The organism is Isoptericola sp. NPDC056573 (assembly GCF_042793335.1).
Lineage (GTDB): Bacteria > Actinomycetota > Actinomycetes > Actinomycetales > Cellulomonadaceae > Isoptericola.
The window spans coordinates 1-23,548 of sequence record NZ_JBHTUY010000002.1; the positions used below are offsets into that span (position 1 = coordinate 1).

Genomic DNA, 23,548 nt, shown 5'->3' on the forward strand with positions numbered 1-23,548 from the left:
CGCACGATGCGAGCGGCGGGCCTCCGGAGCGCTGACACGACGCGTCGTGTCAGCGAAGGATCACTTCGCGACGGCCTTCTTCAGCAGCGAGCCGGCGCTGATCTTCACACCGAAGCCGGCCGGGATCTGGATCTCCTCGCCCGTGCGCGGGTTGCGGCCGGTACGGGCCGCGCGCTCGACGCGCTCGACCGAGAGCAGACCGGTGACCTTGACCGCCTCACCCTTGGCGAGCGACTCCTCGAGCACCTCCTGGAAGGCGCTGAGGAACTTGTCCGCGTCCGCCTTGCTGAGCTCAGCCTTGCCGGCGATGGCCGAGACCAGCTCGGACTTGTTCAGCGACATGTGCATCCCTTCTCCGGTTCACGACGCGCGCGACCCGCGCGTCGTCACGTTCGTACGCCACCCCGGCTCGCGCCGGGAGGACGGGGAACACACTAGGGAACATCCGCGGATTCCTGCGACTTTTCCGCGCGTGGCGTGCCGGACACCTCGAAACGGGAACCTTTCGAGCACACGATCTGTCCCGGTATCTGCCCTCATGACGGGACAGACCGCGTGCGCGGCGGCACGTCTCAGGACGTCGGGCCGTCGCCGTCGGGGCCCGCGTCCGGTCCGTGCCGTTCGCCCGTCTCGTCCCCGCCGTCGGCGTCGCGCGCGCCGTCGTCGGCGCGCCGGCGCCGCTGCAGCAGGACGGCGGCCGCCACGCCGACCACCGCGAGCACGGCGACGGGGAACAGCCACGCCGTCGCCCACCCCGCCTCGCCGTCGGCGTTCAGGTCCACGCCGGGCGTGCCGCCGCCGTGCGCGTGCCCGGCCGTCGTCGTGGCGTCCGGCGACGCCGTCGGGCTCGGGGAGGCGCTGGGCATCGTCGGGCTGGACGTCGGGCTGGACGACGGGCTCGCGCTCGGCGACGGCGTCGCGGCGCTCGCCACCGTGAACGCCAGCTCGCCCTCGATCGGGTGGCCGTCGGAGGAGACGACGCGCCACGACACGTCCCAGTCGCCGCCGGGCAGGTCGTCGGGCAGCGCGGCGACGGCCTCGTCGCCGTCGACGGTGACCTCCGCCGGGACCGTGCCGTCCGCAGTCGTGACCGCCACCTGGGCCCCCGCCGCGAGGACGTCGGCGCTGAACACGAGGGTGAGCTCGGCGGGCGTCTCGTCCACGGTGGCGCCGTCCGCGGGGTCCGACGAGAGGAGCCGGTCGTGCGCGCTGGCGGGCTGCGCGAGGGCGAGGCCGAGCACGGGGACCGCCGCGGCGGCGAGCAGGACGGCGAGGGCGCGACGACGGCGCGCGGGTCGAAGGTGCACGGCCCGACCCTAGCGACCCGCCCGCCCGAGCTGTCAGGAGCCTGGCGAGCTGTCAGGGCGAGCGCGAGGTAGACGTGGCGCTGGTCCTGACAAGTCTCGCGGGGACGGGCGGCGTTCCTACACTCGGGGGGTGGACTTCACCTCGGCCTATGCCCACGGCTTCGCCCGCGTGGCGGCCTGCACCGTCCCCGTCACCGTCGCCGACCCCCGCGCGAACGCCGCCGCGATCCTCGCCGAGGCGCGCGCGTGCCACGACGACGGAGTCACGGTCGCCGTCTTCCCCGAGCTGTGCGTCTCCGGGTACGCGATCGACGACCTGCACCTCGCGGACACGCTGCTGGAGGCGACGTCGGACGCGCTCGCGGCGATCGTCGAGGCCAGCGCCGACCTGCGCCCGCTGCTCGTCGTCGGGGCGCCGCTGGAGGTGGGGAACCGCCTGCTGAACTGCGCGGTCGTCGTGCAGGGCGGGCGGGTGCTGGGCGTCGCGCCCAAGTCGTACCTGCCGAACTACCGCGAGTTCTACGAGAAGCGCTGGTTCGCCCCCGGCGACGACCGCCGCGGCTCCACGGTGACGCTGCCGTTCGCCGACGGGCCCGTGCCGTTCGGGCCGGACCTGCTGTTCGCCGCCGACGACGTCGCCGGGCTCGTGGTGCACGTCGAGGTGTGCGAGGACCTGTGGGTGCCGGTGCCCCCGTCGGCCGAGGCCGCGCTGGCGGGCGCGACGGTGCTGCTCAACCTGTCCGCGAGCCCCATCACGGTGGCGCGCGCGGAGGACCGGCGGCTCATGGTCCGCTCCGCGTCGCACCGCGGGCTCGCGGCCTACGCGTACGCGGCGGCGCAGGGCGAGTCGAGCACGGACCTGTCCTGGGACGGCCAGACGATGGTCTACGAGGTGGGCGACCTGCTCGCCGAGACGGAGCGCTTCCCCGACGGCGCGCGACGCTCCGTGGCCGACGTCGACCTGGACCGGCTGCGCCAGGAGCGGCTGCGGCAGGGGTCGTTCGACGACAACCGGCGCGCGCTCGGCGCGCGTGTCGAGGGGTTCCGCACCGTCGGCTGGACCGCCGACCCGCCGTCGGGCGACGTCGGCCTGCGGCGCAAGGTGGACCGCTTCCCGTTCGTCCCGGACGACCCGGAGCGCCTGGCGCAGGACTGCTACGAGGCGTACTCGATCCAGGTGGCCGGGCTGGAGCAGCGGCTGCGGTCGATCGGGCAGCCGAAGATCGTCATCGGCGTCTCGGGCGGCCTGGACTCGACGCACGCGCTGATCGTCGCGGCCCGCGCGATGGACCGGCTCGGCCGGCCCCGCACCGACATCCACGCGATCACGATGCCCGGCTTCGCGACGTCGTCGGAGACGAAGGACCGCGCCACGCGGCTCGCGACGTCGCTCGGCGTGCACTTCGAGGAGCTCGACATCCGGCCCGCCGCGGAGCAGATGCTGCGCGACCTCGGCCACCCGTACGGCGCGGGCGAGAAGGTCTACGACGTCACGTTCGAGAACGTGCAGGCCGGGCTGCGCACCGACTACCTGTTCCGGCTCGCGAACCACCGCGGCGGCATCGTGCTGGGCACGGGCGACCTGTCCGAGCTGGCGCTGGGCTGGTGCACGTACGGCGTGGGCGACCAGATGTCGCACTACGCGGTGAACACCGGCGTGCCGAAGACGCTCATCCAGCACCTCATCCGCTGGGTCGCGGATTCCGGCCAGTTCGAGGCGGACACGAACGCCCTGCTCCTGGAGATCCTGGGGCAGGAGATCTCCCCCGAGCTGGTGCCGGCCGGCGAGGGCGAGGCTCCCCAGTCCACCGAGGCGGCGATCGGCCCGTACGCGCTGCAGGACTTCACCCTGTTCTGGACGCTGCGACACGGCCTGCGGCCGTCGAAGATCGCGTTCCTCGCGTGGCACGCCTGGCGCGACCCGGACTCCGGCGCCTGGCCGCCGAACTTCCCCCACGACGAGCGGTCCGCCTACGACCTGGCGACCATCCGGAAATGGGAGGTCGTCTTCTTCCGGCGGTACTTCTCGTCGCAGTTCAAGCGCTCCGCCATCCCGAACGGCCCCAAGGTCGCCGCCGGCGGCTCGCTCTCGCCCCGCGGGGACTGGCGGATGCCGTCCGACGCGTCCGCCGCCGCCTGGCTCGCCGAGCTGGAGGAGAACGTCCCGACGACGGTCTGAGTCCCGTGCGCGTCAGGGGCGGGCGGCGGGGCCGAACCCGGTCCAGCGCAGCTCGGGCGTCAGGTGGCCCATGTCGTTGTAGACGATCAGGGAGGCGCTGCGGTCGTCGCGGTACTCGATCGTCGTGAGTGCGGCGTTGCCGTAGGGCAGCCCCAGCCAGCTCGCGGGCGGCGCGGCGAGGGCGTCGCGCACCAGCCACGCGACCTGGAACGCGTGGGTGATCAGCACGTCGTGGGTCTCGACGTCGGCGGCGCGGGCGAAGCGGGTGGTGAGCGCGGCGGCGAGCCGCTCGCCCTCGGCCGCGTGGGCGACGTCGTACCCGTCGAAGAACCCGACCCACGCGGCGGGCATCGGGTCGGGCAGGTAGGGCACGTGGTCGATCAGCTCGGCCGCCTCGCGCACCCGCACGCCCGGCAGCTGCCCGCCCAGGACCTGCGCCGACCGCACCGCGCGCGACAGCGGCGAGTGCCAGACGGTGTCGACCGGCACGGCGGCCAGGCGTCGGCCGGCCAGCTCCATCTGCCGCTCCCCGACCTCCGTCAGCTCACCGAACGGGTCCGCAAGACCGTGGCGGAGCACGTGCAGGTGTCGGGTCGGCATCCGCCGACGTTATCGGCTCGGCCGGCGTCGATGCAGGCAGATAGGGTGCTGCGGGCCGTTCCGCCGGGGACGGCGGCGGGAAGCACGGGGAGCACCATGAGCGAGCGACAGCCTTCGGGGACGACGACGGACGGCGTCGCGACGCCCGAGGAGCAGCAGGGCAGGCTCCTGTGGCCGAAGCTCGGCCCGTACCCGACGGAGGTCCGCCAGACGATCCGCGTGCTCGCGGAGATCCTCGGCGCCCCGCGCAAGAAGAAGAAGGGCACCCCGACGTCGAGCTCGGGCTGGGCGGCGCGCAAGCTCGGCGTGAAGAAGTCCCGGATGTCTGAGGTGAAGCGCGCCGTCTCCGACACGCAGCTGCTGCTGCACGGGCACGTCCTGGCCCGGTGGATGGCCGAGCACGAGGGCAGCTACCAGATCCTCGGGCCGCAGGGCCGCACGCCCGAGTGGCGGCCGCTGAGCCTGGGCGAGGACCACACACTCTCCGTGCCCTACCACCTGTCGGCGTTCTTCCCCGCCGGCACCCTGCGCGACGAGCCGGTCGCGATCCACCTGTGCGGCGGGCACCCCGCGGACGTCACCGTCTACACGGGCGAGGGCCGCCGCGACCTCGCCGAGTCGGTGCTCGACGACTTCCTCACCTCCCTCAAGGGCGAGGGGAACCCGTACCGCGGCCGCATCCTGCAGGTGTCGGTGACCAGCTACGGCAACCAGGTCGGCTTCGAGCCCGTGCCAGCGACCCATGAGACGCGCGCCGACCTCGTCCTCGCCGACGCCGTCTGGGGCGAGGTGGACCTGTTCCTGTCGTCGGGCACCACGCGCCGCGACGACCTGCTCTCCCTCGGGCTCCCGACCACGCGCGGGCTGCTGCTCGCGGGCAAGCCCGGCGTCGGCAAGACGAAGCTGGGCCGGATCCTCGCGGCGGAGGTCGCGGGCGCGATGACGGTGATGATCGTGGAGCCGGACGTGCTGCGGCAGGCGTCGGAGAACCTCTACAAGGAGGTCGAGCGGCTCGGCCCCACCCTCGTCGTCATGGAGGACATCGACGGCGTCGCGAACGCGGAGATGCGCAGCTCGTCGGGCTTCTCGGAGTTCCTCAACGCCCTCGACGGCGCACGGGTGCGCAACGACGTCCTCACCCTCGCGACCACCAACGACCCCGGCTCCCTGGACCCGGCGGTGAAGCGGCCCGGGCGGTTCGACACCATCCTCGAGGTGCCGCTGCCGAGCCACGAGGGCCGCGTCGCCATCCTCAAGATCTACCTGCCGCGCCAGGGTGACGGCCTCGACCTCGCCGCCATCGCCGGCAGCCTCGACGGCGCGACGGGCGCGGAGATCCGCGAGGTCGCGCGCCGCGCCGTCCTCGAGCACGGCATCGAGGGCATGACGACGCGCCGCATCCTCGACATCACGTCGACCGGCCGCTGGAAGCCGTCCCCCTCCGTCGGGCACTACCTGTAGCACCCGGCCCCGCCCCACAGGCAGTTGACACCGGTATGACGCCCGCCAGGCCGCCATACCGGTGTCAGGCGTCTGTTCGGCATCCCCGGGCGGCGGCATGATGGCGGGCATGACCTCTCCGATCCGCACCGCCCGCTCGTCCGTCGCGATCACGAACGGCTACGTCGTCCCGGTCGACGGGCTGCCGATCGAGAACGGCACCGTCCTCGTCACGGACGGCGTGATCACCGCCGTGGGCGCGGACGTCGAGGTCCCCGCCGGCGTGCGCACGGTGGACGCGGGGGGCCGGTGGGTGCTGCCGGGCTTCGTCGAGTCGCACGGGCACGTGGGCGTGCACGAGGAGGCCGAGGGCTGGGCCGGCGACGACACCAACGAGAAGACCGGGCCCGACGGGTCGCACCTGCGCGCGCTGGACGCGATCAACGTCGAGGACGAGGGCTTCCGCGACGCGCTCGCGGGCGGCGTGACGTCCGTCGTCGTGAAGCCGGGCTCGGCGAACCCGATCGGCGGCCAGACGGTCGCGATCAAGACGTGGGGCGGGCGCACCGTCGACGAGCAGGTGATCAGCGACGCGGTCTCCGTGAAGTCCGCGCTCGGCGAGAACCCCAAGCGCGTGTACGGCGAGCAGAAGAAGCAGCCGTCCACCCGCCTCGGCGTGGCCGCCGTCATCCGGCAGGCGTTCCTCGACGCGCAGCACTACGCGGCCCAGCGCGACGCCGCCGAGGAGAAGGGCGAGCCGTTCGCCCGCGACCTCGGCAAGGAGACCCTCGCGCGGGTGCTGGCCGGCGAGCTCGCCTGGGATCAGCACACCCACCGGGCCGACGACATCGCCACCGCGCTGCGGCTGGCCGACGAGTTCGGCTACCGGCTCGTCGTCAACCACGGCACGGACGGCGTCGCGATCGCCGACGTCCTCGCCGAGCGCGACGTGCCGGTCATCTACGGCCCGATGCTCACGTCCCGCTCCAAGGTGGAGCTGCGCGACCGCGACGTCGCGAACCTCGCCCGGCTCGCCGAGGCGGGCGTGCGCGTCGCCATCACGACCGACCACCCGGTGGTGCCGATCAACTTCCTCGTGCACCAGGCGTCGTTCGCCGTGAAGGAGGGCCTGGACCCGCAGGTCGCGCTCGAGGCGCTCACCGTCAACCCGGCGTCGTTCCTCGGCCTCGACGACCGCGTCGGCGCGCTGGCGCCCGGCCTCGACGGCGACGTCGTCGTCTGGTCCGGCGACCCGCTCGACGTCGGCTCGCGCGCCGAGCACGTCTTCGTCACCGGCGTCGAGGTGTACACGTGGGACCGCGCCGCCGACGGCGGGCGCGGCGCGGGCCGCGTCGTCGAGCGCTCGGAGCGCTTCGCCCGCTGACCGGCCCGCCCGCCGTCGCCGGAGGGCAGGTCAGTGGATGAAGCCGGTGCGCTGGCCCTCCGAGGGCATCGGTCCGGAGAGGGCGTCGAGGTAGCGGGTCTCCTCCTCGAGGTCGGCGAGGAACGACGCCGCGAGGTCCCGGCTGAGCCCGCTGCGCACGACGACGCGCTGCACGGTGACGTCGGTGAGGTCGTCGGGCATGGGGTACGCCGGCACGAGCCAGCCGCGCGTGCGCAGCCGGTCGGACAGGTGGTAGAGGTTCCAGTTCTCCGTGTGCCCCGGCTTCAGGCGCCACGCGAAGACGGGGATGTCGGAGCCGTCGTTCCACAGCTCGAACGCGGGCAGCCTCCCGACGCCGTCGGCGAGGTACCGCGCGACGTCGGACGAGGCGTTCTGCACCGCCTCGTACCCCGCCCGCCCCAGCCGCAGGAACATGTAGTACTGCAGCAGCACCTGCGACCCCGGTCGGGAGAAGTTCAGCGCGAGGGTGGGCATGTCGCCGCCGAGATAGCTCACGCGGAACACGAGGCTCTCGGGAAGGGCCTCCTCATCGCGCCACACCACCCAGCCGAGGCCCGGGTACACGAGGCCGTACTTGTGGCCGGAGGTGTTGATCGACGCGACCCGCTCCACCTGGAAGTCCCACACCAGGTCGGGCTGCACGAACGGCGCGACCATCGCCCCCGACGCGCCGTCCACGTGGATGGGCACGTCGAGCCCGGTGGTCGCCTGGATGCGGTCGAGGGCGGCGGCGATCTCGGTGACCGGCTCGTACATCCCGGTGTACGTCACGCCGAGGATGGCGACGACGCCGATCGTGTCCTCGTCGACGTAGCTCTCCAGGTCGTGGCCGTCGAGCACCCGGTGCTCCTCGCTGATGGGCACGTACCGGGGCTCGACCTCGAAGTAGTTGCAGAACTTCTCCCAGCACACCTGCACCGCGCTCGACATCACGAGGTTGGGGGTGCCGACGGGCTTGCCGGCGTCGCGCCGGGCCTGCTGCCACCGCCGCTTGAGCGCGAGCCCGGCGAGCATGCACGCCTCGGACGAGCCGATCGTCGAGGTGCCCATCGCGTGGTGCGGGTCGGGGGCGTGCCACAGGTCGGCGAGCATGCGCCAGCACCGGTCCTCGACGGCGGCCGTGGCCGGGTACTCGTCCTTGTCGACCATGTTCTTGTCCGCCGCCTCGAGGTAGAGGCGGCTGGCGTGGTCGTCCATCCACGTGCCGACGAAGGTGGCGAGGTTGAGCCGGGCGTTGCCATCGAGCATCGCCTCGTCGTGGACGATCTGGAACGCCGTCTCCGGAAGTGACTGCCCGGCCGGGAGGCGGTCGCGCGGCACGGAGCGCGTCTCTCCCGGGCGGACGAAGACGGGGTTGAGCTCGACGTCCCCGTGGCGGACGCGGCGGCGGCCGCTCCCTCGGGTCCTGCTGACCATGGCGGTTCCCCTCGTCGGTGGCGGGTGCGGCACTTTCGAGCGTAGGTCGGCCCGTCGCCCCTCACCCGGCCGGCCCGGGTGAAGTGAATTAGGCGACAGGTGTTGCCTAACTCGTCGCCCCGGCGTAGCGTCGAGAGCACCGGACGGCGGAGGTGACAGGGCATGGACAAGCGGGTCGAGCGAACCGCGGAGGCCCTGCGCACCGCCGTCCTGGAGCTGGCCGCGGAGCAGGACGTCGCCGACCTCACCGCGTCCGCCGTCGCCGCCCGCGCCGGCATCAACCGGGCCACGTTCTACGACCACGCCGCCGGCCCGGCCGAGCTGCTGGCACGGGTCCTCGGCACCGAGCTCGACCGCATCCGCGCGGAGTTCGACGCCGCCGTGCGGGAGGTCGCCGGGCACGCCACCCACGGCGACGCCGAGCAGGTCGTCGCCCGGTACACCGGTGCGCTGCAGGCCCACGTCGAGGCGCACCTGCCCGTGTACGAGCGGGCCCTCGAGGGCGGCCTCAGCGCCCCGCTGGCCCGGCTGCTCGCCGACCACGTGGCCGGCACCCTCACCGACCACCTGCGCGCCCACCCCGGCCTCATGCCCCTGGACCCGGGCACCCCCGCCGACCAGGTCGACCGCTACGCCCGCGCGTTCGCGACGTACGTCGGGCTCGGCACCGTCGGCGCGCTCGAGGTCTGGCTCGCCGCTCCCCCGCCCCGCGACCCCGCGTTCTTCGCCCGGGTCGCCCACGACGCCCTGCCCGCCTGGTGGACCACACCGTCCCCCTGACGTCCCCTCCGTCCCGGGACGACCACGGTCCCGGGCGGGCAGGTGCACCCACTCACAGCAGAACCACGAAGGAGGCCAGCATGACCGCCAGCACGGCCGTCAGCACCGGGAACCGAGTCTTCAACAAGGTCGCGATCGTCACCGGCGGGACCGGCGGGATGGGCGTCACCCACGCCCGCGCGCTGGCCGCCGAGGGCGCCAAGGTCGTCGTCGCCGACCTCGACGACGCGAAGGGCGAGGCCCTCGTCGCCGAGCTGGGCGCCGACCGCACCGACGTCGCCCGCTACGTCCACCTCGACGTCACGAACGAGGACGACTGGGCGAAGGCCGTCGCGTTCACGCTCGAGGAGTTCGGACGGATCGACGTGCTCGTGAACAACGCGGGCATCGCGAACGGCGGCCCGATCACCGAGTACGACACCGACGCCTGGCGCCGGATCATCGACATCAACCTCACCGGGGTGTTCCTGGGGATCCGGGCCGTCGCGCCGGTCATGGTGAAGGCCGGCTCCGGGTCGATCATCAACATCTCGTCCGTCGAGGGGCTCCGCGGGAGCCGCGGCCTGCACGGCTACGTGGCCTCCAAGTTCGGCGTCCGCGGGCTCACGAAGTCGGTCGCGCTGGAGCTCGGGCCGCACGGCGTGCGGGTCAACTCCGTGCACCCCGGGTTCATCGAGACGCCGATGACCGCGGGCATCGACGCGGGCGACCTGCTCATCCCGCTCGGCCGCGGCGCGCGGCCGGAAGAGGTCTCCCAGACCATCGTCTTCCTCGCGAGCGACGAGTCCAGCTACTCCACCGGCGCCGAGTTCGTCGTCGACGGCGGGCTCGTGGCGGGCGTGCCGCACAAGCACGGCGCCTGACCGGTCACAGGCCCGCCAGGAAGTCCTTCATGAGCGGGCCCGCGGTGTCCGACCCGCGGTGGCCGTCCTCCACGAAGACGGCCACCGCGAGGTCGTCGACGATCGCGAGCATCCACACGTGCTGCTTCGACCCGTCGCCGTACTGCGCCGTGCCGGTCTTGGCACCGACGATGCCGGGCACTCCCTGCAGCATGTCCGCGCTGCCCTCGGTGACGACGCCGTGCATCAGGTCGCGCACCACCGCCGCCTCGTCGTCCGTCACCCCAGGCGTCGACGGCTTCTTCGGCGCCTCCGCCGACTCCTCGGCCGACGGCGAGGCGGACGCGTCGCCGTCGTCGCCCCCGGCCGGCTCGTCGCGCACCAGCACGGGCTGCACCCGGTGGCCGGCGGCGACGCTCGCCGCGACCGTCGCCATCCCCAGCGGCGACGCCTGCACCTTGGCCTGGCCGATCATCGACGCCGCGTGCTCCGTGCCGTCCGCCTTCGCGGGCACGGCGCCGAGGAAGGCGGGCACGCCCAGCACGGGCGCCGCCACCTCGTCGTCCACGAGCCCGAGGTCGGACGCCGCGGTCGCCAGGTCCGCCTGCGCCACCTTGTCGCGCTGCGCGATCATCGCCGTGTTGCACGAGTGCGCGAACGCCGTGCGCAGCGGCACCTCGCCGGTGGCCGACGACGGGTAGCCGGGGACGTTGCCGAACCTGCGGCCGTCCACGGTGATGGTGTCCGTGCAGGCGACCTTCGTGTCCGGGGTGATCCCCGCCCGCTGCATCGCCAGCGCGTCCACCACCTTGAACGTCGACCCCGGGGGGTACTGCCCCAGCGTCGCGGTGGACCAGCCCTCGCCGCCGGGCCCGCTCGCCGCGGCGAGCACCGCGCCGTCCGACGGCCGGATCGCGACGATCGCGCTGGCCGGGTCGACGTCCTCGAGCACGTTCTCCGCCTGCTTCTGGAGGTGCTGGTCGAGGGTGGTGGCCACCGCGACGCCGTCGACGGCGTCGACGCGGTACAGCTCACGCCCCTCGTCCCCGTCCTCCTCGGGCTCGCCGTCCAGGCCCACGTCACCGTCCCCGGCCGGGACCACGCTGACCAGGACGCCCGGCGAGCCGGTGAGCTGGTCGTCGTAGGCGCGCTGCACCCCCGACAGCCCCACCACGTCGCCGGCCTGCACCGCGCCGTCGGACTCCTCGACGACCTCCTTGGTCGCCTCCCCGACCCGGCCCAGGATCGGCGCGGCGAAGGTGCTCGTCGGTCCGAGCTCGAGGGAGTCCTCGACCGCACGCACGCCGATGATGTCCCGCGCGTCGTCCACCGTGAAGTCCACGCCCGGGTTCTTCTTGCGGATCGTGATCGCCTCGACGAACGCCTTCTCCCCGGCCGCGTCGACGCGCGCGAAGAACTCGTTCGGCTCGAGGCCCACGAGCTGCGCGAGGTCGCGCGCCGCGGACTCCTGCCCGAGCCCCTCGACCGCCGTCTTGTCCACCCCGATGTGCCACACGCCCCGCTCGGTCACCATCGGCTCGCCGTCGCCGTCCAGCAGGTCGCCGCGGTCCGCGTCGAGGGTCCTGACCTTCAGCCGCTCGCCCGGCTCCAGGTCGGGCACCAGCACGTCCGGCCGCCACACGGCGCGCCAGGCGCCCTCGCCGTCGCCGCTCTCCGGCGGCGCATAGGCGAGGTCGACGTCGGTGCTGTACTTCCACGTGACGTCGCGGCCCACCGGCCACGACCAGTCCAGCGTGGCCACCGCCGACGTCGTGCCGTCCTGGGTGACCGGCTTGCCGACGGAGGCCACCGTCACCGTGCGCTCGCGCTCGCCCGAGGCGTCGACGAGCGGCTCGAGCACCTCGGTGAGCTGCGTCTGCACGTCGACCGAGCCGGGCGCCTGCAGCGCCAGGTCGCTCACGTCGCCCGCCCGGAGCGCGGCCGCGAGCGCCTCGGCGGCCGGGTCGGCGGACGGCACGTCGGGCCCGGTGCACGCCACCAGGGACACCCCGACGACCGGGGTCAGCAGGACGGCGAGGGCGAGGCGGTAGCGTCGGCGCACCTTGGCGAGATTATCGGCTTCCTGGCAACCTGGTCGGCATGTCCCCCCGTGTCGTGGTCACGGTCCTGCATAGATTTCGTGGCGCCGTCGTCGCGGGCACCCTGGCGGGCGTCCTGACCGTCGCAGGGGCCGTCGTGCCGGCGGGTGCGGCGACCGCCGCGCTGCCCGACCCGCGGCCGGGCGGCACGTCGATCCTGGGCCGCACGTGGACCCCGGGGCACGACCCCGGGGACCTGACCGTGCTGGTGAACAAGGCCCACCCCGTCACCCCGGAGCGCTGGGCGCCGGACGACCTCGTGCGCCCCGACGTGCCCGCCCTCGGCGAGCACGACCGGCTGCGGGCCGAGGCGGCGCGGGCCCTGGAGCGCCTCGCCGCCGACGCGCAGGACGCCACCGGCCACGAGCTCGTCCTCGCCTCCGGCTTCCGGTCCGCGGACTACCAGCGGCGGCTGTACGCCCGGTACGTCGACGCGCACGGCCGCCGCGCCGCCGACACGTTCTCCGCCCGCCCGGGGTACTCCGAGCACCAGACGGGCCTCGCCGCCGACGTCGCCGAGGCCGGCACCCCGTACACCGACTTCGGGCGCACCAGGACCGGGCGCTGGGTGGACGCGCACGCGTGGCGGTACGGGTTCGTCGTGCGGTACCCGGAGGGCCGGCAGTCCGTCACGGGCTACTCGCCCGAGCCCTGGCACCTGCGCTACGTGGGCACCGGACTGACCGTCCCGATGCACCTCGCCGGCACCACCACCCTGGAGGAGGCCTTCGGCGCCGCCCCGGCGCCGGACTACGCCCCGCCGAAGTAGCACGGGTACTACCTCGGCACGGTCCGTGCTACCTCGGCACGGTCCGGTGCTACCTCGGCACGGCGAGCGCGCGGCCGAGGCGCTCCGCGGCCTCGGTGAGCACGGCCGTGGACGTCGCGAGGTTGAGCCGCAGCCACCCGGCCCCGCCGGCGCCGAACCGCACGCCGTCCTCGAGGGCGAGGCGGCCGCGCTCCAGCACGAGCGCGGCGGCGTCGGCCGCGGGGACGCCACCGGGCAGGGCACCGCGCAGGTCGAGCCAGGCCAGGTAGGTGGCGTCGGCGGGCTGGAGCCGCACGGCGGGGGCGTGCGCCGCCAGCAGGCGCGCGAGCAGCCCTCGGTTCGCGTGCACGCCCGCGAGCAGGGCGTCCAGCCACGGACCGCCGTCGCGGTAGGCCGCCGCGTGCGCCAGCACCGCGAGGTGGTTGACGGCGTGGCCCGCCTCCTCGGGGATCCGGCGCAGGTCGTCGGCCGCGCCCGGCCCGCCGAGCGCGACCGCGGCACGCAGCCCCGCGAGGTGGAACGCCTTGGACGCCGACTGCACGACGACCGCCCGCTCCGCGCCCGCCACCGACAGCAGCGGCACGAACGCGGGCGCGCCGTCGGCCACGCTCTCGAACGTGAACGGGGCGTGCACCTCGTCGGCCACCACCCGCACCCCGTACCGGTCGGCGAGCGTCAGCACCGCCTCGAGCTCCGCGCGGGTGTGCACGGTGCCGGTGGGGTTGTGCGGGTTGCACAGCAGCAGGACGGCGCGCCGGCCGGAGCCGGGCCCGGCGCCGTGGGCGGCGGCGCCCGTGACCCGCGCGAACGCGGCCTCGAGCGCGCCGAGGTCGAGCCGCAGGTCGGCGCCCAGGGGCGCCTCCACGACGTGTCGCCCCTCGTTGCCCGGAAAGCCGTAGAACGGCGGGTACACGGGCGGCGTGACGACGACGGCGTCGCCGGGGGCGGTGAGCACGCGCAGCACCTCGACGATCGCCACCATGACGTCCGGCATCGTGCGGCTGGACGCGACGTCCGGCGCCCACCCCCAGCGCTCCCGCGCGAACGGTGCGAGCGCCTCGGCATAGGCCGTGCCGACGTCGTACCCGGTGTCCCCGAGGGCCAGCGCCCCCTGCACCGCGTCGACGACGGCGGGCGCGACGGGCGTGTCCATCTCGGCGACGAACAGCGGCAGCACGTCCGGCGGGTAGGCCCGCCACTTCACGGACGTGCGACGGCGCAGGTCGTCGAGGGTGAGCTGCTCCAGCGGGTTGTCGGTCACGGCTCCGGTCTACCAGAGGCGCCCGCGTGCTACCTCGGCGCGAGGGGTGCTACCTCGGCGTGGGTCAGGCGGACGGGACCGTCTTCACCACCGGGGCCCACTGCTCCTCGACGAGCGCCGGGCGGTCCTCGTCGGTGTGGCCGGCCCAGCGCCGGGCATCCTCGATGGTGGCGGCGAGCAGGGTGCGCAGCCGGGCGTCCGTGTCGGGCACGAACGCCTCGCTGATGCCCTGCACCGCCGTGGACACGACGGACGGCGCGGCGTCGCGCACGAACCGCTTGGGCCGCACGCGCGTGCCCTCGCAGAACCGGTACGCCCACTCGGCCGTCTTCGGCGACGCGGCGAGCGCGTCGGCGCTGGCCGGGTCGAGCGTGCCCTCGGGGCGCCCGTCCAGGGCGTCGAGCATGCGCTCCGCACCGATGATCGCCACGGCCAGCGTCTGCTGCCGGTCGGCGGGCGCGACGGGCAGCGCCGTCTGCGCGGCGCGCAGCGCGATCTGCACGTCCCACCGCGGGTCGCTGCTGGTCAGCCCGATGACCGAGGGGATGAGCGGCGCGAGCTGCGGCCGGCTCCCGTCGGAGGTCAGGTCGTTCACGGCACGGGCCAGCATCGCGAGCAGCGGGTGCGTGCACTGCGGATGATCGCTCCAGCGTTCACCGGCCAGGAACGACGCCAGCTCCATGAAGCACGCGCCCTTCTTGGGGTTGCGGTGCTTGCCACGCCCGAGCATCGGCAGCGCGTCGAAGGCGCCTGCAACAGATCCAGCCACGAGTCCACCCCCGTATAGGTCCGGTCTTCCCCAGTGTGCGACCGCTGTGACCCAGGTCGCAACGGCTGGCGCGGGCGAAGGCCCGTCCAGCCCCGGCCTCGGTACCCCTCAGCCCCGCCGCGGGGGTACCTCAGACCGGCGGAGGCCCAGGTCGCGGCGTCGTCTGAGGTACCCCCGTCCCGGAAGACGGGGCAGTTGCCCGATGCCCGCCCGGGGGCCTCAGGACGAGCGTGGTCACCACGAGATCGAGGAGCCGGCGGTGGCCGGCACGCAGGGCCGGGGACCCCGGCCGGTGAGGGGACGAGGACATGAACGAGATGACGTCGCGGGACCTGGCCGTCCTGGCCGAGCTGGACTACCGGCGCGAGCGGATGGCCGAGACCTACCAGCGCGGGACGCCGGCGTGGGTGCGCACGGTGGGCCGCGTGGCCGGCGCGGCCGGTCGCGGGGTCCGGGACCTGGCCCGCCGTGCGCGGTCCCGGGCCGCGGACCGCGAGGCCGTGCAGCGGCTCGGCTCGACGCTCGACGCCGTCGCCGCGCGGACCGACGCCCGCGCGTGGGACCTCCAGGTGACCCGCCGGGCCGACCAGATCGCCCACGGGCTGGACGCGCTGCGTCCCCAGGACGGCGCCGGACGCCGGGCCGCCTGACCGTGCGCGGCACGGCGGTCGGCACGGCGGTCGGCACGGCGGCAGACACGGCGACGGCGCGGGTCGGCGAGCACGGAAAACCGGCGGCGGGTGTGGGCGGCCGGTGGGACGATCACCTCGTGCGACGTTCCAGCGAGGTGCCCCTGATCGCCCGCCAGGAGGAGGTCACCGCCTTCCGCGGCGCGCTGGAGCGCGCCGCGGAGGGCGAGCCCGGCGTCCTCCTGCTCGGCGGCGACGCCGGGGTGGGCAAGACGCGCCTGGTCACGCACCTCGCGGACGCCGCGCGCGACGCCGGGGCGCGCGTCGTCGTCGCGCACTGCGTGGACCTGGGTGACGTCGGCATCCCGTACCTGCCGTTCACGGAGGCGCTGACCGAGCTGCGCGGCGTGCCCGCGGTGGCCCAGGTGGTCGCCGAGCGCCCGGCCCTCGCCCGCCTGCTCGACCCGGCGGGCGGCGCCGACGGCGGTGCGGACCACGCGGAGCGGCTCCAGCTCCTCGACGGCGTCGCGGGCAGCCTCGCCGCCGCCGGCCGGGCGGGCTCACCGCTCGTGCTGATCGTCGAGGACGTGCACTGGGCGGACGAGTCCACGCGCGACGTGCTGCGGTTCGTCGTCGCCCGGCTGCGGTCCGAGCACCTGCTGCTCGTCGCCACGTACCGCAGCGACGACCTGCACCGCCGCCACCCCCTGCGCCCCGTCCTCGCGGAGCTGTACCGCCAGCGCCCGGTGACGCACGTCGAGCTGTCGCCCTTCACCCCCGACGAGCTGCGCGAGTTCACCACCGCCACCCGCGGCGAGCCCCTCGGCGAGGCCGAGTTCGACGCCGTGCGCAGCCGGTCGGACGGCAACGCCTTCTTCGCCGAGGAGCTGCTCGACGCGGGCCAGTCCTCGACCGGCCTGCCGTGGTCCCTGGCCGACGTGCTGCACGCCCGCCTGCAGCGCCTCGACCCGGCCGTGCAGCAGCTCGTGCGCCTCGCCGCCGTCGCCGGGCGGCAGGTGGACGAGGCGCTGCTGCGCGCCACCGCGCCCCGCCTGCCCGGGCTCGACGCGCCCGGCGCCACCGACGCCGCCCTGCGCGAGGCCGTGGCACAGCAGGTGCTGCGCGTCGAGGGCCAGCACGTCGCGTTCCGGCACGCCCTCGTCGCCGAGGCGCTCGTCCTCGACCTGCTGCCGGGCGAGCGCACCACCATGCACCGCGCCTACCTCGACGCCCTGACGGCCGACCCCGCCCTCGGGAAGGCGGCGAAGCGCGCCCACCACGCCCTGGAGGGCCACGACCTGCCCGCCGCGCTCGTCGCGTCCCGCGACGCCGCCCGCAGCGCGGCCACGATGCTCGCCCCGGCGGAGGAGGTGCGGCACCTGGAGCAGGTGCTCTCCCTGTGGGAGTCCGTGCCGGACGCCGCGGAGCTGCTCGGCACCGACCGGGTCACCGTCGCCCTCGACACCGCGGCCGCCGCGAGCTCCGCAGGCCAGGCGACGCGGGCGGAGCAGCTGGCCCGGCGTGCCGTCGAGGGGCTCGACGCCGACCCCGAGCGGCAGGCCCGCCTGCGGCACGTGCTGGTGCGGTACGTGCTGGACATGGAGGACCTCGTCGACGCCCTGACCCAGTCCACCCGCGCGCTCGACGTGCTGCTGCCCGGCGCGACCGACGCCGCCTCCGCCCTCGACGTCGAGGTGCCCGACGACGTCGCGACCCCCGAGCTCGCGTGGACGCTCGCCGTGCACTCCCGCGTGCTGCTCAACAACGACCGCGACGACGAGGCGGGCGCGTTCGCCCGGCAGGCGGTCGACGTCGCCCGCCGGGCCGACGCCCCCGACGCCGAGGCCGACGCCCTCACGACGCTCGCCATGCTGGAGGTCGGCACGCCGGACACCGCGGCCGACCTGCTCGAACGTGCCCGGGAGCGCGCCGTCGTGGCGGGCGACCTGCGCACCGAGATGCGCTGCTGGTACAACCTGGCCGCCACCCACTTCTACGCGGGCCACCTCGACCTGTCCGCCCAGGTGCTCGACGCCGGCATGGCGCGCGCCCGCTCGACCGGCGTCACGTGGGGCGCGTACGGCCTGGAGATGGTCGACCTCGCGCAGATCCGCGCCTACCTCACGGGTGACCTGTCCCGCTGGCCGGTGCCCGAGGGCGCCCCCGCGAGCGTGGTGCCGTACCTCGCCGCGGGCGGGCTGTACGCGCAGGTCGCCCGCGAGGGCGGCGACGCGATCGGCGCGGCGCAGGACATGCGCGTGCACTGGGGGAACGACGGGCAGATCGCCCTCATCGCCGGGGGCACCCACGCCGACGCGCTCACGTGGGCCGGCCGCTACGGCGAGGCGGTCACGACGGCCGAGGAGGTCGCCACCCACCTGGGCGCCACCTGGTCCGAGTTCTTCCTCGGCCGCATCTGGCTGTCCGCGCTGGCGCTGGCGGCGCTCGCGGAGGACGCGGAGGGCGGCCCCCACGCCGCCGACGCCGCGCAGGAGCTGCTCGACCGCGGCGACGCCCTCCTCGCCGTCGCGCAGGAGACCGCCCGGCGCGGGCGCCCCCGCGGCGGCCGTCTCGGCCCCGAGGGCCGGGCGTGGCTGAGCCGCGCGGCGGCGGAGCACTCCCGGCTGCGGGCCGCGCTCACCGACGCCCCCGCCGACCCCGGGCTGTGGGAGGCGACGGTCAAGGAGTTCGACTTCGGGTACCGCTACGAGGTGGCGCGGTCCCGGTTCCGCTGGGCGCAGGCGCTGCGGGCGTCCGGCGACGTGCCGGCGGCCGAGGTCGAGGCCGCCGAGGCGCTCGGCGAGGCCGTCGACATGGGCGCCGCACCCCTCGCCGACGCGATCCACGCGTGGGGCCGCCGCACCCGCGTGCCGCTGCCCGGCGGCCGCCGCACGTCCTCGGTCCTCACGGAGCGCGAGGAGGAGGTGCTGGTGCTGGTGGCGCAGGGGCTGAGCAACCGGCAGATCGGAGAACGGCTGTACATCTCCACGAAGACGGTCAGCGTGCACGTGTCGAACCTGCTCGCGAAGCTGGGCGTGTCCGGGCGGGCGGAGGCGGTCGCGGTCGCGCACCGGCGCGGGCTGATCGGCGTCTGACCGTTCGAGGTCCATACTGGGCCCGTGCCGGAAGCCCAGGCTGTCGGCTCCCTGTCCGGCCCGTCGCCCGGCCCCGTGCCCGGTCCCGCCTCCGACCGCGTGCCCGGCCCGTCGCCCGGCCCGGCCAACGGTGAGCCCGTCGCAGACGAGGTGTTCGACCGCATCGCGCGGCTCGTGCACCGACAGCTCGGCGTGCCCGCGGCCGCCGTCGTCATGCTCACCGACGACGGCGACGTCAAGACGCTCCCCGGCGCCGTCGGGTTCCCCGCGGACGCGCAGCGCAGCCGCCGCCTCGAGCTCCCCCGGCCCCTGACGGCGACCGTCGCGCGCACCCGCACCCCCCTCGTCGTGGGCGACGCCGACGACGACCCGCGCGTGGCCGGCCGGCACACGATCGGCGACCTGGTGCTCGCCGCGTACGCGGGCTACCCGATCGAGGACGCCCGCGGACACGTGGTGGGCGCGCTGTGGGCGGTGTCGTCCGTGCCGCGGACCTGGACCGAGACGGATCTCGCCACCCTCGCCGACCTGTCCGCCGCGGCGTCGGGCGAGCTGCGGCTGCGCGCGGAGCGGGAGCGCGCACGGCTGGCCGAGCAGGTGGCGTTCCGCGCGCACCGCCGGTCGCGGTTCCTGCTCGGGCTGTCGGAGCGGTTCGCGCGCGTCACCACGCTGGACGAGGTCGAGGACGCCATCGCGCACGTCATCGGCACCGGCACGGGCGCCCGCTGGGTGTCGCTGGCGCTGGTCGACGCCGACCGGCGGCACCTGTCGTTCTTCACCGTGGGGCACCACCACCCCGGCGAGCCGGCCCTGCGCAGCACGCGTCTCGACGCGCCCCGGCCCGACACGCACGTCGTGCGCAGCCGCGCCGCCCTGCGGTTCCGCGACCACGCCGAGATGGTCGCGACGTACCCCGAGATGGGTCCCGTGGGCTCCGTGTCGGAGGGCGCGCGGTCGTTCCTGCCCGTGATGTCGAACGGCATGGTCGTGGGCGTCATCGCCTGCGTGTGGGACCAGGCCCGCGAGCACGACGCCGAGACGGCGGCCCTCGAGTCGACGATCAGCAGGTACGTGGCGCTCGCGCTCGAGCGGGTGGCGCTGCTGGAGGCACGGCGGCGGGTCGCGACCACGCTGCAGGAGTCGATGCTCACCGCGCCGCCCACGGTGGCGCACCTCGACATCGCGACCACCTACTCCCCCGCCGCGCGCACCGACCAGGTGGGCGGCGACTGGTACGACGCGGTGGTGCGCGACGACGGCACCGCGATCGTCATGATCGGCGACGTCGCGGGCCACGACGTGCACGCCGCCGCCCAGATGGGCCAGCTGCGCTCCATGCTGCGGGCGCTCGCGTGGAGCCACGACGAGTCGCCGGCCGGGCTGCTGACCCGCCTCGACAAGGCGAACGCGCGGCTCGGCCCGCGGGCGATGGCGACCGCCGTCGTCGCGCGCCTGGACCGCGACCCGGCGCCGTGCCCGAAGGAGGCCCTCGAGGGTTCCCCGCCGGCCGAGCGGCCCGAGCGCGCCTACACGCTCACGTGGTCGGTGGCGGGGCACCCGCCGCCGATGGTGCTGCGCCGCGACGGCCGGGTCGAGCGCCTGTCCGAGACCCCCGACCTGCTGCTGGGCGTGGTGCCCACGACGCCCCGCGTGGACCGCACCTCCCGCCTCCTGCCGGGCGACACCCTCGTGCTCTACACGGACGGGCTGGTGGAGCGCCGCGGCGTCCCGAGCGACGAGCGGCTGTCCGACCTGGAGACGGTGCTGCGCTCCGCGCACGGCGAGGCGACGTCCGCCGTCCCCCGCGCTCTGGTGCGCGGCCTCGTGGGCGACGCGCAGCGCGACGACGTCGCGGTGCTGGCCCTGCGCGTGCGCGTCCCCGCCCCGTCCGGGCCGCCGTCGTCGGCCGGGCCCGCGAAGGCGGAGCGGCGCGTCGCCGACGACGACCTCAGCGACCTCGGCCCGGCGCGCCGGTGGGTGGACGACGTGCTCGAGTCGTGCGACGTGTCGGACGAGCAGCGGCGGACCGCGATGCTCCTGACCAGCGAGGTGCTGACCAACGCGCTGGAGCACGGCGACGGGCCGATCACGGCGACGGTCGAGGTGGACGGCCGCCGCCTGCGCGTGGGCGTCCGCGACGGCAGCATCGCCGAGCCGGAGCTGCAGTCCCCCCGGCCGCAGGACCTGTCGGGCCGCGGCGTGCTCTTCCTGGACCGCCTCGCGTCCCGGTGGGGCGTGCAGCTGCACGACGGCTCCGACGCCGTGGGGCGGCACTCGGGCGTCGTCGAGGGCAAGACGGTGTGGTTCGAGATCGACCGCGAGGCCCGGCCGCTCACCGGCACGGTGTCGCGCGTGCGCCCGCCGACACCCGCCACCGGCGCCGTCCCCCTGGTCGAGCGCGTGCTGCGCGACGACCGGCGCTGAGCGAGCCCCCGCCCGCCGTCCCTGGGCCGCTCGGTCGCCCCGGGCGACACCCCTCCCGGGTGTCGGCGGTCCGTCGTACGGTGTGAGACGTGACACACACCGCCCAGCGCTCCGACGCGCCGCCCCGACCCCGGGCGACGGCGACCGGTGCCCCCACCCCGTCCACGTCCGGCGGCGAGGGCGAGGACGTCGGCGCCCTGCTCGAGCCGTACCGGCGCGAGCTCACCGGCTACTGCTACCGCATGCTCGGCGGCGCGTTCGAGGCCGACGACGCGGTGCAGGAGACGCTGCTGCGCGCCTGGCGCTCGTACGACCGGTTCGAGGGCCGGTCGTCGCTGCGGTCGTGGCTGTACCGCATCGCGACCAACGTGTGCTTCGACCACCTCGGGTCGTCCAAGCGGCGGGAGCGCCCGATGGGGCTGGGCGGGCCGCAGCCCGCGGAGGAGCAGTACTTCGGCGACGTGCTCGCCGAGGACCGGTGGCTCGAGCCCGTGCCGGACGACGCCGTCCTGCCGCGCGAGGGCGACCCGGCCGACGTCGCGGTGGGCCGCGAGTCGATCCGCCTGGCGTTCGTGGCCGCGCTCCAGCACCTGCCGGCCAGGCAGCGCGCCGTCCTGGTGCTGCGCGAGGTGCTGCGCTGGTCGGCGGCGGAGGTCGCCGCGCTCCTCGACACCACGGTCGCGTCCGTGAACAGCGCCCTGCAGCGGGCCCGTGCCACCCTCGGCAGCAAGGGCCTGCGCCGGGCGGGCGGCCACGGCGAGGGTGCGGACCTCCCGGAGCCGCAGTGGGCCGAGATCGACCAGCAGCTGCTCGAGCGGTACCTGGACGCGTTCGAGCGCTACGACATGGACGCCCTGGTGGCGCTGCTGCACGAGGACGCCGTCCTCAACATGCCGCCGTACACGATGTGGGTGCACGGGCGCTCCGAGGTGATCCGCTGGATGACGGGCCCCGGCGCCGGCTGCCGGGGGTCCCGCTGCGTGCCCGTGCAGGCGAACGGCTCGATGGCGTACGGCCAGTACCGGCGCGACCCGACCGGCGGCTGGTCGCCGTGGGGGCTCGCCGTGCTGGAGGACGACGGCAGCGGCCGCATCACCGGCATCACGACGTTCCTCGACACCGCCACCTGGTTCCCCCGGTTCGGCCTGCCCGACCGGCTGCCCGCCCTCTGACCTGCGGCCCAGCGCGCCCTGCGGGCCGCGCTGGGCTACGTTGCCCGCATGACCACGGACGCCCCGCACCCCGAGGGCGTGCCCCCCACCGGGACGCCCGCGCCCCCGCCGGACGATCGCGTCGACCGCGAGGTCGACGACGAGGTCGATGACGAGGTCGACGACTCCGTCCGTCCCGTCCAGCACGACAGCAAGAACCCGCCGCGGTGGCTGCCGCGGGCGCTGGCGATGGTCGTGGTGGCCGTGTTCGTCGCCACCTTCCTCTCGTACGCGTTCGGCCAGCTCGGCGGGCTGGCCGTCAACGTGCTCATCTCCTTCTTCGTCGCGCTCGCGCTCGAGCCGATCGTCGTGTGGCTGGTGCGGCACGGGTGGCGCCGCGGCGCGGCCGCGGGCGTGTCGCTGGGCGGGGCGATCGTCGTCGTGCTCGGGGTGTTCGCGCTGTTCGGCAACCTGTTCGTGCAGCAGCTGATCCAGCTCGTCGCGTCGCTGCCCGACCTCTACACGAGCATCCAGCAGGGCATCGAGGCGCGCTGGGACGTCACGGTCCCCGACTCGGACGACCTCGTCGCGCAGGCTCTCGACCAGTGGGGGCAGGACGTCGCCACGGGTGCCCTCAGCATCGGGGCGTCGATCGTGGGGGTCCTGTTCGCGATCACCACGATCCTGCTGATCACGTACTACGTCATGGCGGCGGGCCCCAAGTTCCGCGCCGCGATCTGCGCGTGGCTGCGGCCCGACCGGCAGCAGGAGGTGCTGACCCTGTGGGAGATCACGCAGGTGAAGGTCTCCGACTTCATCAGCTCCCGCGTCGTGCTTGCCGCCCTGTCGAGCGTCTTCACGTTCGTCTTTCTGCTGATCGTGCAGACGCCGTACGCGCTGCCGCTGGCCGTCTTCACCGGCGTCGTGTCGCAGTTCGTGCCCACCATCGGCACGTACATCGGCGGCGCGCTGCCCGTGGCGGTCGCGCTCGCCGCGCAGGGGCTGCCGCAGGCGATCGCCGTGCTGGTCTTCATCGTCGCGTACCAGCAGGTGGAGAACCTCATCTTCTCCCCGAAGGTCAGCGCCCGGGCGCTGGAGATGAACCCGGCCGTGTCGTTCGTCGGCGTCCTCGGGTTCGGCGCCGTCTTCGGCGCCCTCGGCGCCTTCCTCGCCCTGCCGATCCTCGCGACCGTGCAGGCCCTCGGGAACACCTACCTGCAGCGGCACGAGCTCGTGGACTCGACGCTGCTGCACGACCCTGACGAACCGTCCGGCCGCGGCGAGGGCGTGTGGTCGTCGCGGCGTCGACGCAACCTCGAGGCCGGCGAGCGCGCCGCCCGCGAGGCCGAGGCCCGCCGGCGCGACGGCGCGGAGGAGTGAGC

18 protein-coding genes are annotated in these 23,548 nt (G+C 74.9%); 11 read left to right on the forward strand and 7 right to left on the reverse strand.

Annotation, left to right across the window (positions count from 1 at the left end; translation table 11 throughout):
- Positions 1-60 precede the first annotated feature (60 nt).
- Positions 61-342, reverse strand: coding sequence for an HU family DNA-binding protein (locus tag ACFQ8E_RS02725; protein ID WP_430549040.1), 282 nt, complete (start codon positions 340-342; stop codon positions 61-63).
- A 230-nt stretch (positions 343-572) separates the two neighbouring features.
- Positions 573-1,307, reverse strand: a complete 735-nt coding sequence (locus ACFQ8E_RS02730) for a copper resistance protein CopC (RefSeq protein WP_430549041.1) — start codon at positions 1,305-1,307, stop codon at positions 573-575.
- A 130-nt stretch (positions 1,308-1,437) separates the two neighbouring features.
- Between ACFQ8E_RS02730 and ACFQ8E_RS02735 the strand changes: the two genes are divergently transcribed.
- Complete coding sequence (locus tag ACFQ8E_RS02735) at positions 1,438-3,486, forward strand: NAD(+) synthase (RefSeq protein ID WP_430549042.1); 2,049 nt, start codon at positions 1,438-1,440, stop codon at positions 3,484-3,486.
- A 12-nt stretch (positions 3,487-3,498) separates the two neighbouring features.
- Here the strand turns inward: ACFQ8E_RS02735 and ACFQ8E_RS02740 are convergent, their stop codons facing one another.
- A complete protein-coding gene (locus tag ACFQ8E_RS02740) occupies positions 3,499-4,086 on the reverse strand; it encodes a histidine phosphatase family protein (RefSeq protein ID WP_430549043.1) in 588 nt (195 codons plus the stop codon).
- 96 nt (positions 4,087-4,182) lie between these two features.
- Between ACFQ8E_RS02740 and ACFQ8E_RS02745 the strand changes: the two genes are divergently transcribed.
- Together ACFQ8E_RS02745 and ACFQ8E_RS02750 are read left to right on the forward strand one after the other, a co-directional pair.
- Positions 4,183-5,547 (forward strand): AAA family ATPase, encoded by a 1,365-nt coding sequence (locus ACFQ8E_RS02745; protein ID WP_430549044.1) that lies wholly within the window; start codon positions 4,183-4,185, stop codon positions 5,545-5,547.
- A gap of 109 nt (positions 5,548-5,656) precedes the next feature.
- Positions 5,657-6,910 (forward strand): amidohydrolase, encoded by a 1,254-nt coding sequence (locus ACFQ8E_RS02750; protein WP_430549045.1) that lies wholly within the window; start codon positions 5,657-5,659, stop codon positions 6,908-6,910.
- A 30-nt stretch (positions 6,911-6,940) separates the two neighbouring features.
- Here ACFQ8E_RS02750 and ACFQ8E_RS02755 read toward each other — a convergent pair whose 3' ends face one another.
- Entirely contained in the window at positions 6,941-8,347 is a 1,407-nt protein-coding gene (locus tag ACFQ8E_RS02755) for a glutamate decarboxylase (RefSeq protein ID WP_430549046.1), read from the reverse strand.
- A 162-nt stretch (positions 8,348-8,509) separates the two neighbouring features.
- On the opposite strand from ACFQ8E_RS02755, the gene ACFQ8E_RS02760 reads away from it, so the two are divergent.
- Both ACFQ8E_RS02760 and ACFQ8E_RS02765 read left to right on the forward strand, forming a co-directional pair.
- Positions 8,510-9,127: a TetR/AcrR family transcriptional regulator gene (locus ACFQ8E_RS02760; protein WP_430549047.1), complete on the forward strand. Its 618-nt coding sequence runs from the start codon at positions 8,510-8,512 to the stop codon at positions 9,125-9,127.
- A gap of 80 nt (positions 9,128-9,207) precedes the next feature.
- On the forward strand, positions 9,208-9,990 hold the full coding sequence (locus tag ACFQ8E_RS02765; protein ID WP_430549048.1) for a glucose 1-dehydrogenase: 783 nt from the start codon (positions 9,208-9,210) through the stop codon (positions 9,988-9,990).
- A 4-nt stretch (positions 9,991-9,994) separates the two neighbouring features.
- On the opposite strand, the gene ACFQ8E_RS02770 is transcribed toward ACFQ8E_RS02765, so the two are convergent.
- Positions 9,995-12,031 carry a penicillin-binding transpeptidase domain-containing protein gene (locus tag ACFQ8E_RS02770; RefSeq protein WP_430549049.1) on the reverse strand — a complete coding sequence of 679 codons (2,037 nt, stop codon included), beginning with the start codon at positions 12,029-12,031 and terminating at the stop codon, positions 9,995-9,997.
- A 38-nt stretch (positions 12,032-12,069) separates the two neighbouring features.
- On the opposite strand from ACFQ8E_RS02770, the gene ACFQ8E_RS02775 reads away from it, so the two are divergent.
- Positions 12,070-12,837 carry a M15 family metallopeptidase gene (locus ACFQ8E_RS02775; protein WP_430549050.1) on the forward strand — a complete coding sequence of 256 codons (768 nt, stop codon included), beginning with the start codon at positions 12,070-12,072 and terminating at the stop codon, positions 12,835-12,837.
- A 49-nt stretch (positions 12,838-12,886) separates the two neighbouring features.
- Here ACFQ8E_RS02775 and ACFQ8E_RS02780 read toward each other — a convergent pair whose 3' ends face one another.
- The gene (locus ACFQ8E_RS02780; protein ID WP_430549051.1) at positions 12,887-14,098 is read right to left on the reverse strand and encodes a MalY/PatB family protein; all 1,212 of its coding nucleotides are present in this window, start codon (positions 14,096-14,098) and stop codon (positions 12,887-12,889) included.
- A gap of 64 nt (positions 14,099-14,162) precedes the next feature.
- A complete protein-coding gene (locus tag ACFQ8E_RS02785) occupies positions 14,163-14,867 on the reverse strand; it encodes a hypothetical protein (RefSeq protein ID WP_430549052.1) in 705 nt (234 codons plus the stop codon).
- Between the two features lie 308 nt (positions 14,868-15,175).
- Between ACFQ8E_RS02785 and ACFQ8E_RS02790 the strand changes: the two genes are divergently transcribed.
- The 5 genes from ACFQ8E_RS02790 to ACFQ8E_RS02810 all read left to right on the forward strand — a co-directional run bounded on the left by ACFQ8E_RS02790 (position 15,176) and on the right by ACFQ8E_RS02810 (position 23,546).
- A complete protein-coding gene (locus ACFQ8E_RS02790; RefSeq protein WP_430549053.1) occupies positions 15,176-15,517 on the forward strand; it encodes a hypothetical protein in 342 nt (113 codons plus the stop codon).
- Positions 15,518-15,636: 119 nt separating this feature from the next.
- Entirely contained in the window at positions 15,637-18,591 is a 2,955-nt protein-coding gene (locus ACFQ8E_RS02795) for an AAA family ATPase (protein WP_430549054.1), read from the forward strand.
- Positions 18,592-18,615: 24 nt separating this feature from the next.
- On the forward strand, positions 18,616-21,015 hold the full coding sequence (locus ACFQ8E_RS02800) for a SpoIIE family protein phosphatase (protein ID WP_430549055.1): 2,400 nt from the start codon (positions 18,616-18,618) through the stop codon (positions 21,013-21,015).
- Between the two features lie 89 nt (positions 21,016-21,104).
- Positions 21,105-22,187: a sigma-70 family RNA polymerase sigma factor gene (locus tag ACFQ8E_RS02805; RefSeq protein WP_430549056.1), complete on the forward strand. Its 1,083-nt coding sequence runs from the start codon at positions 21,105-21,107 to the stop codon at positions 22,185-22,187.
- Positions 22,188-22,235: 48 nt separating this feature from the next.
- On the forward strand, positions 22,236-23,546 hold the full coding sequence (locus ACFQ8E_RS02810) for an AI-2E family transporter (RefSeq protein ID WP_430549057.1): 1,311 nt from the start codon (positions 22,236-22,238) through the stop codon (positions 23,544-23,546).
- The last annotated feature ends 2 nt before the right edge of the window (positions 23,547-23,548 follow it).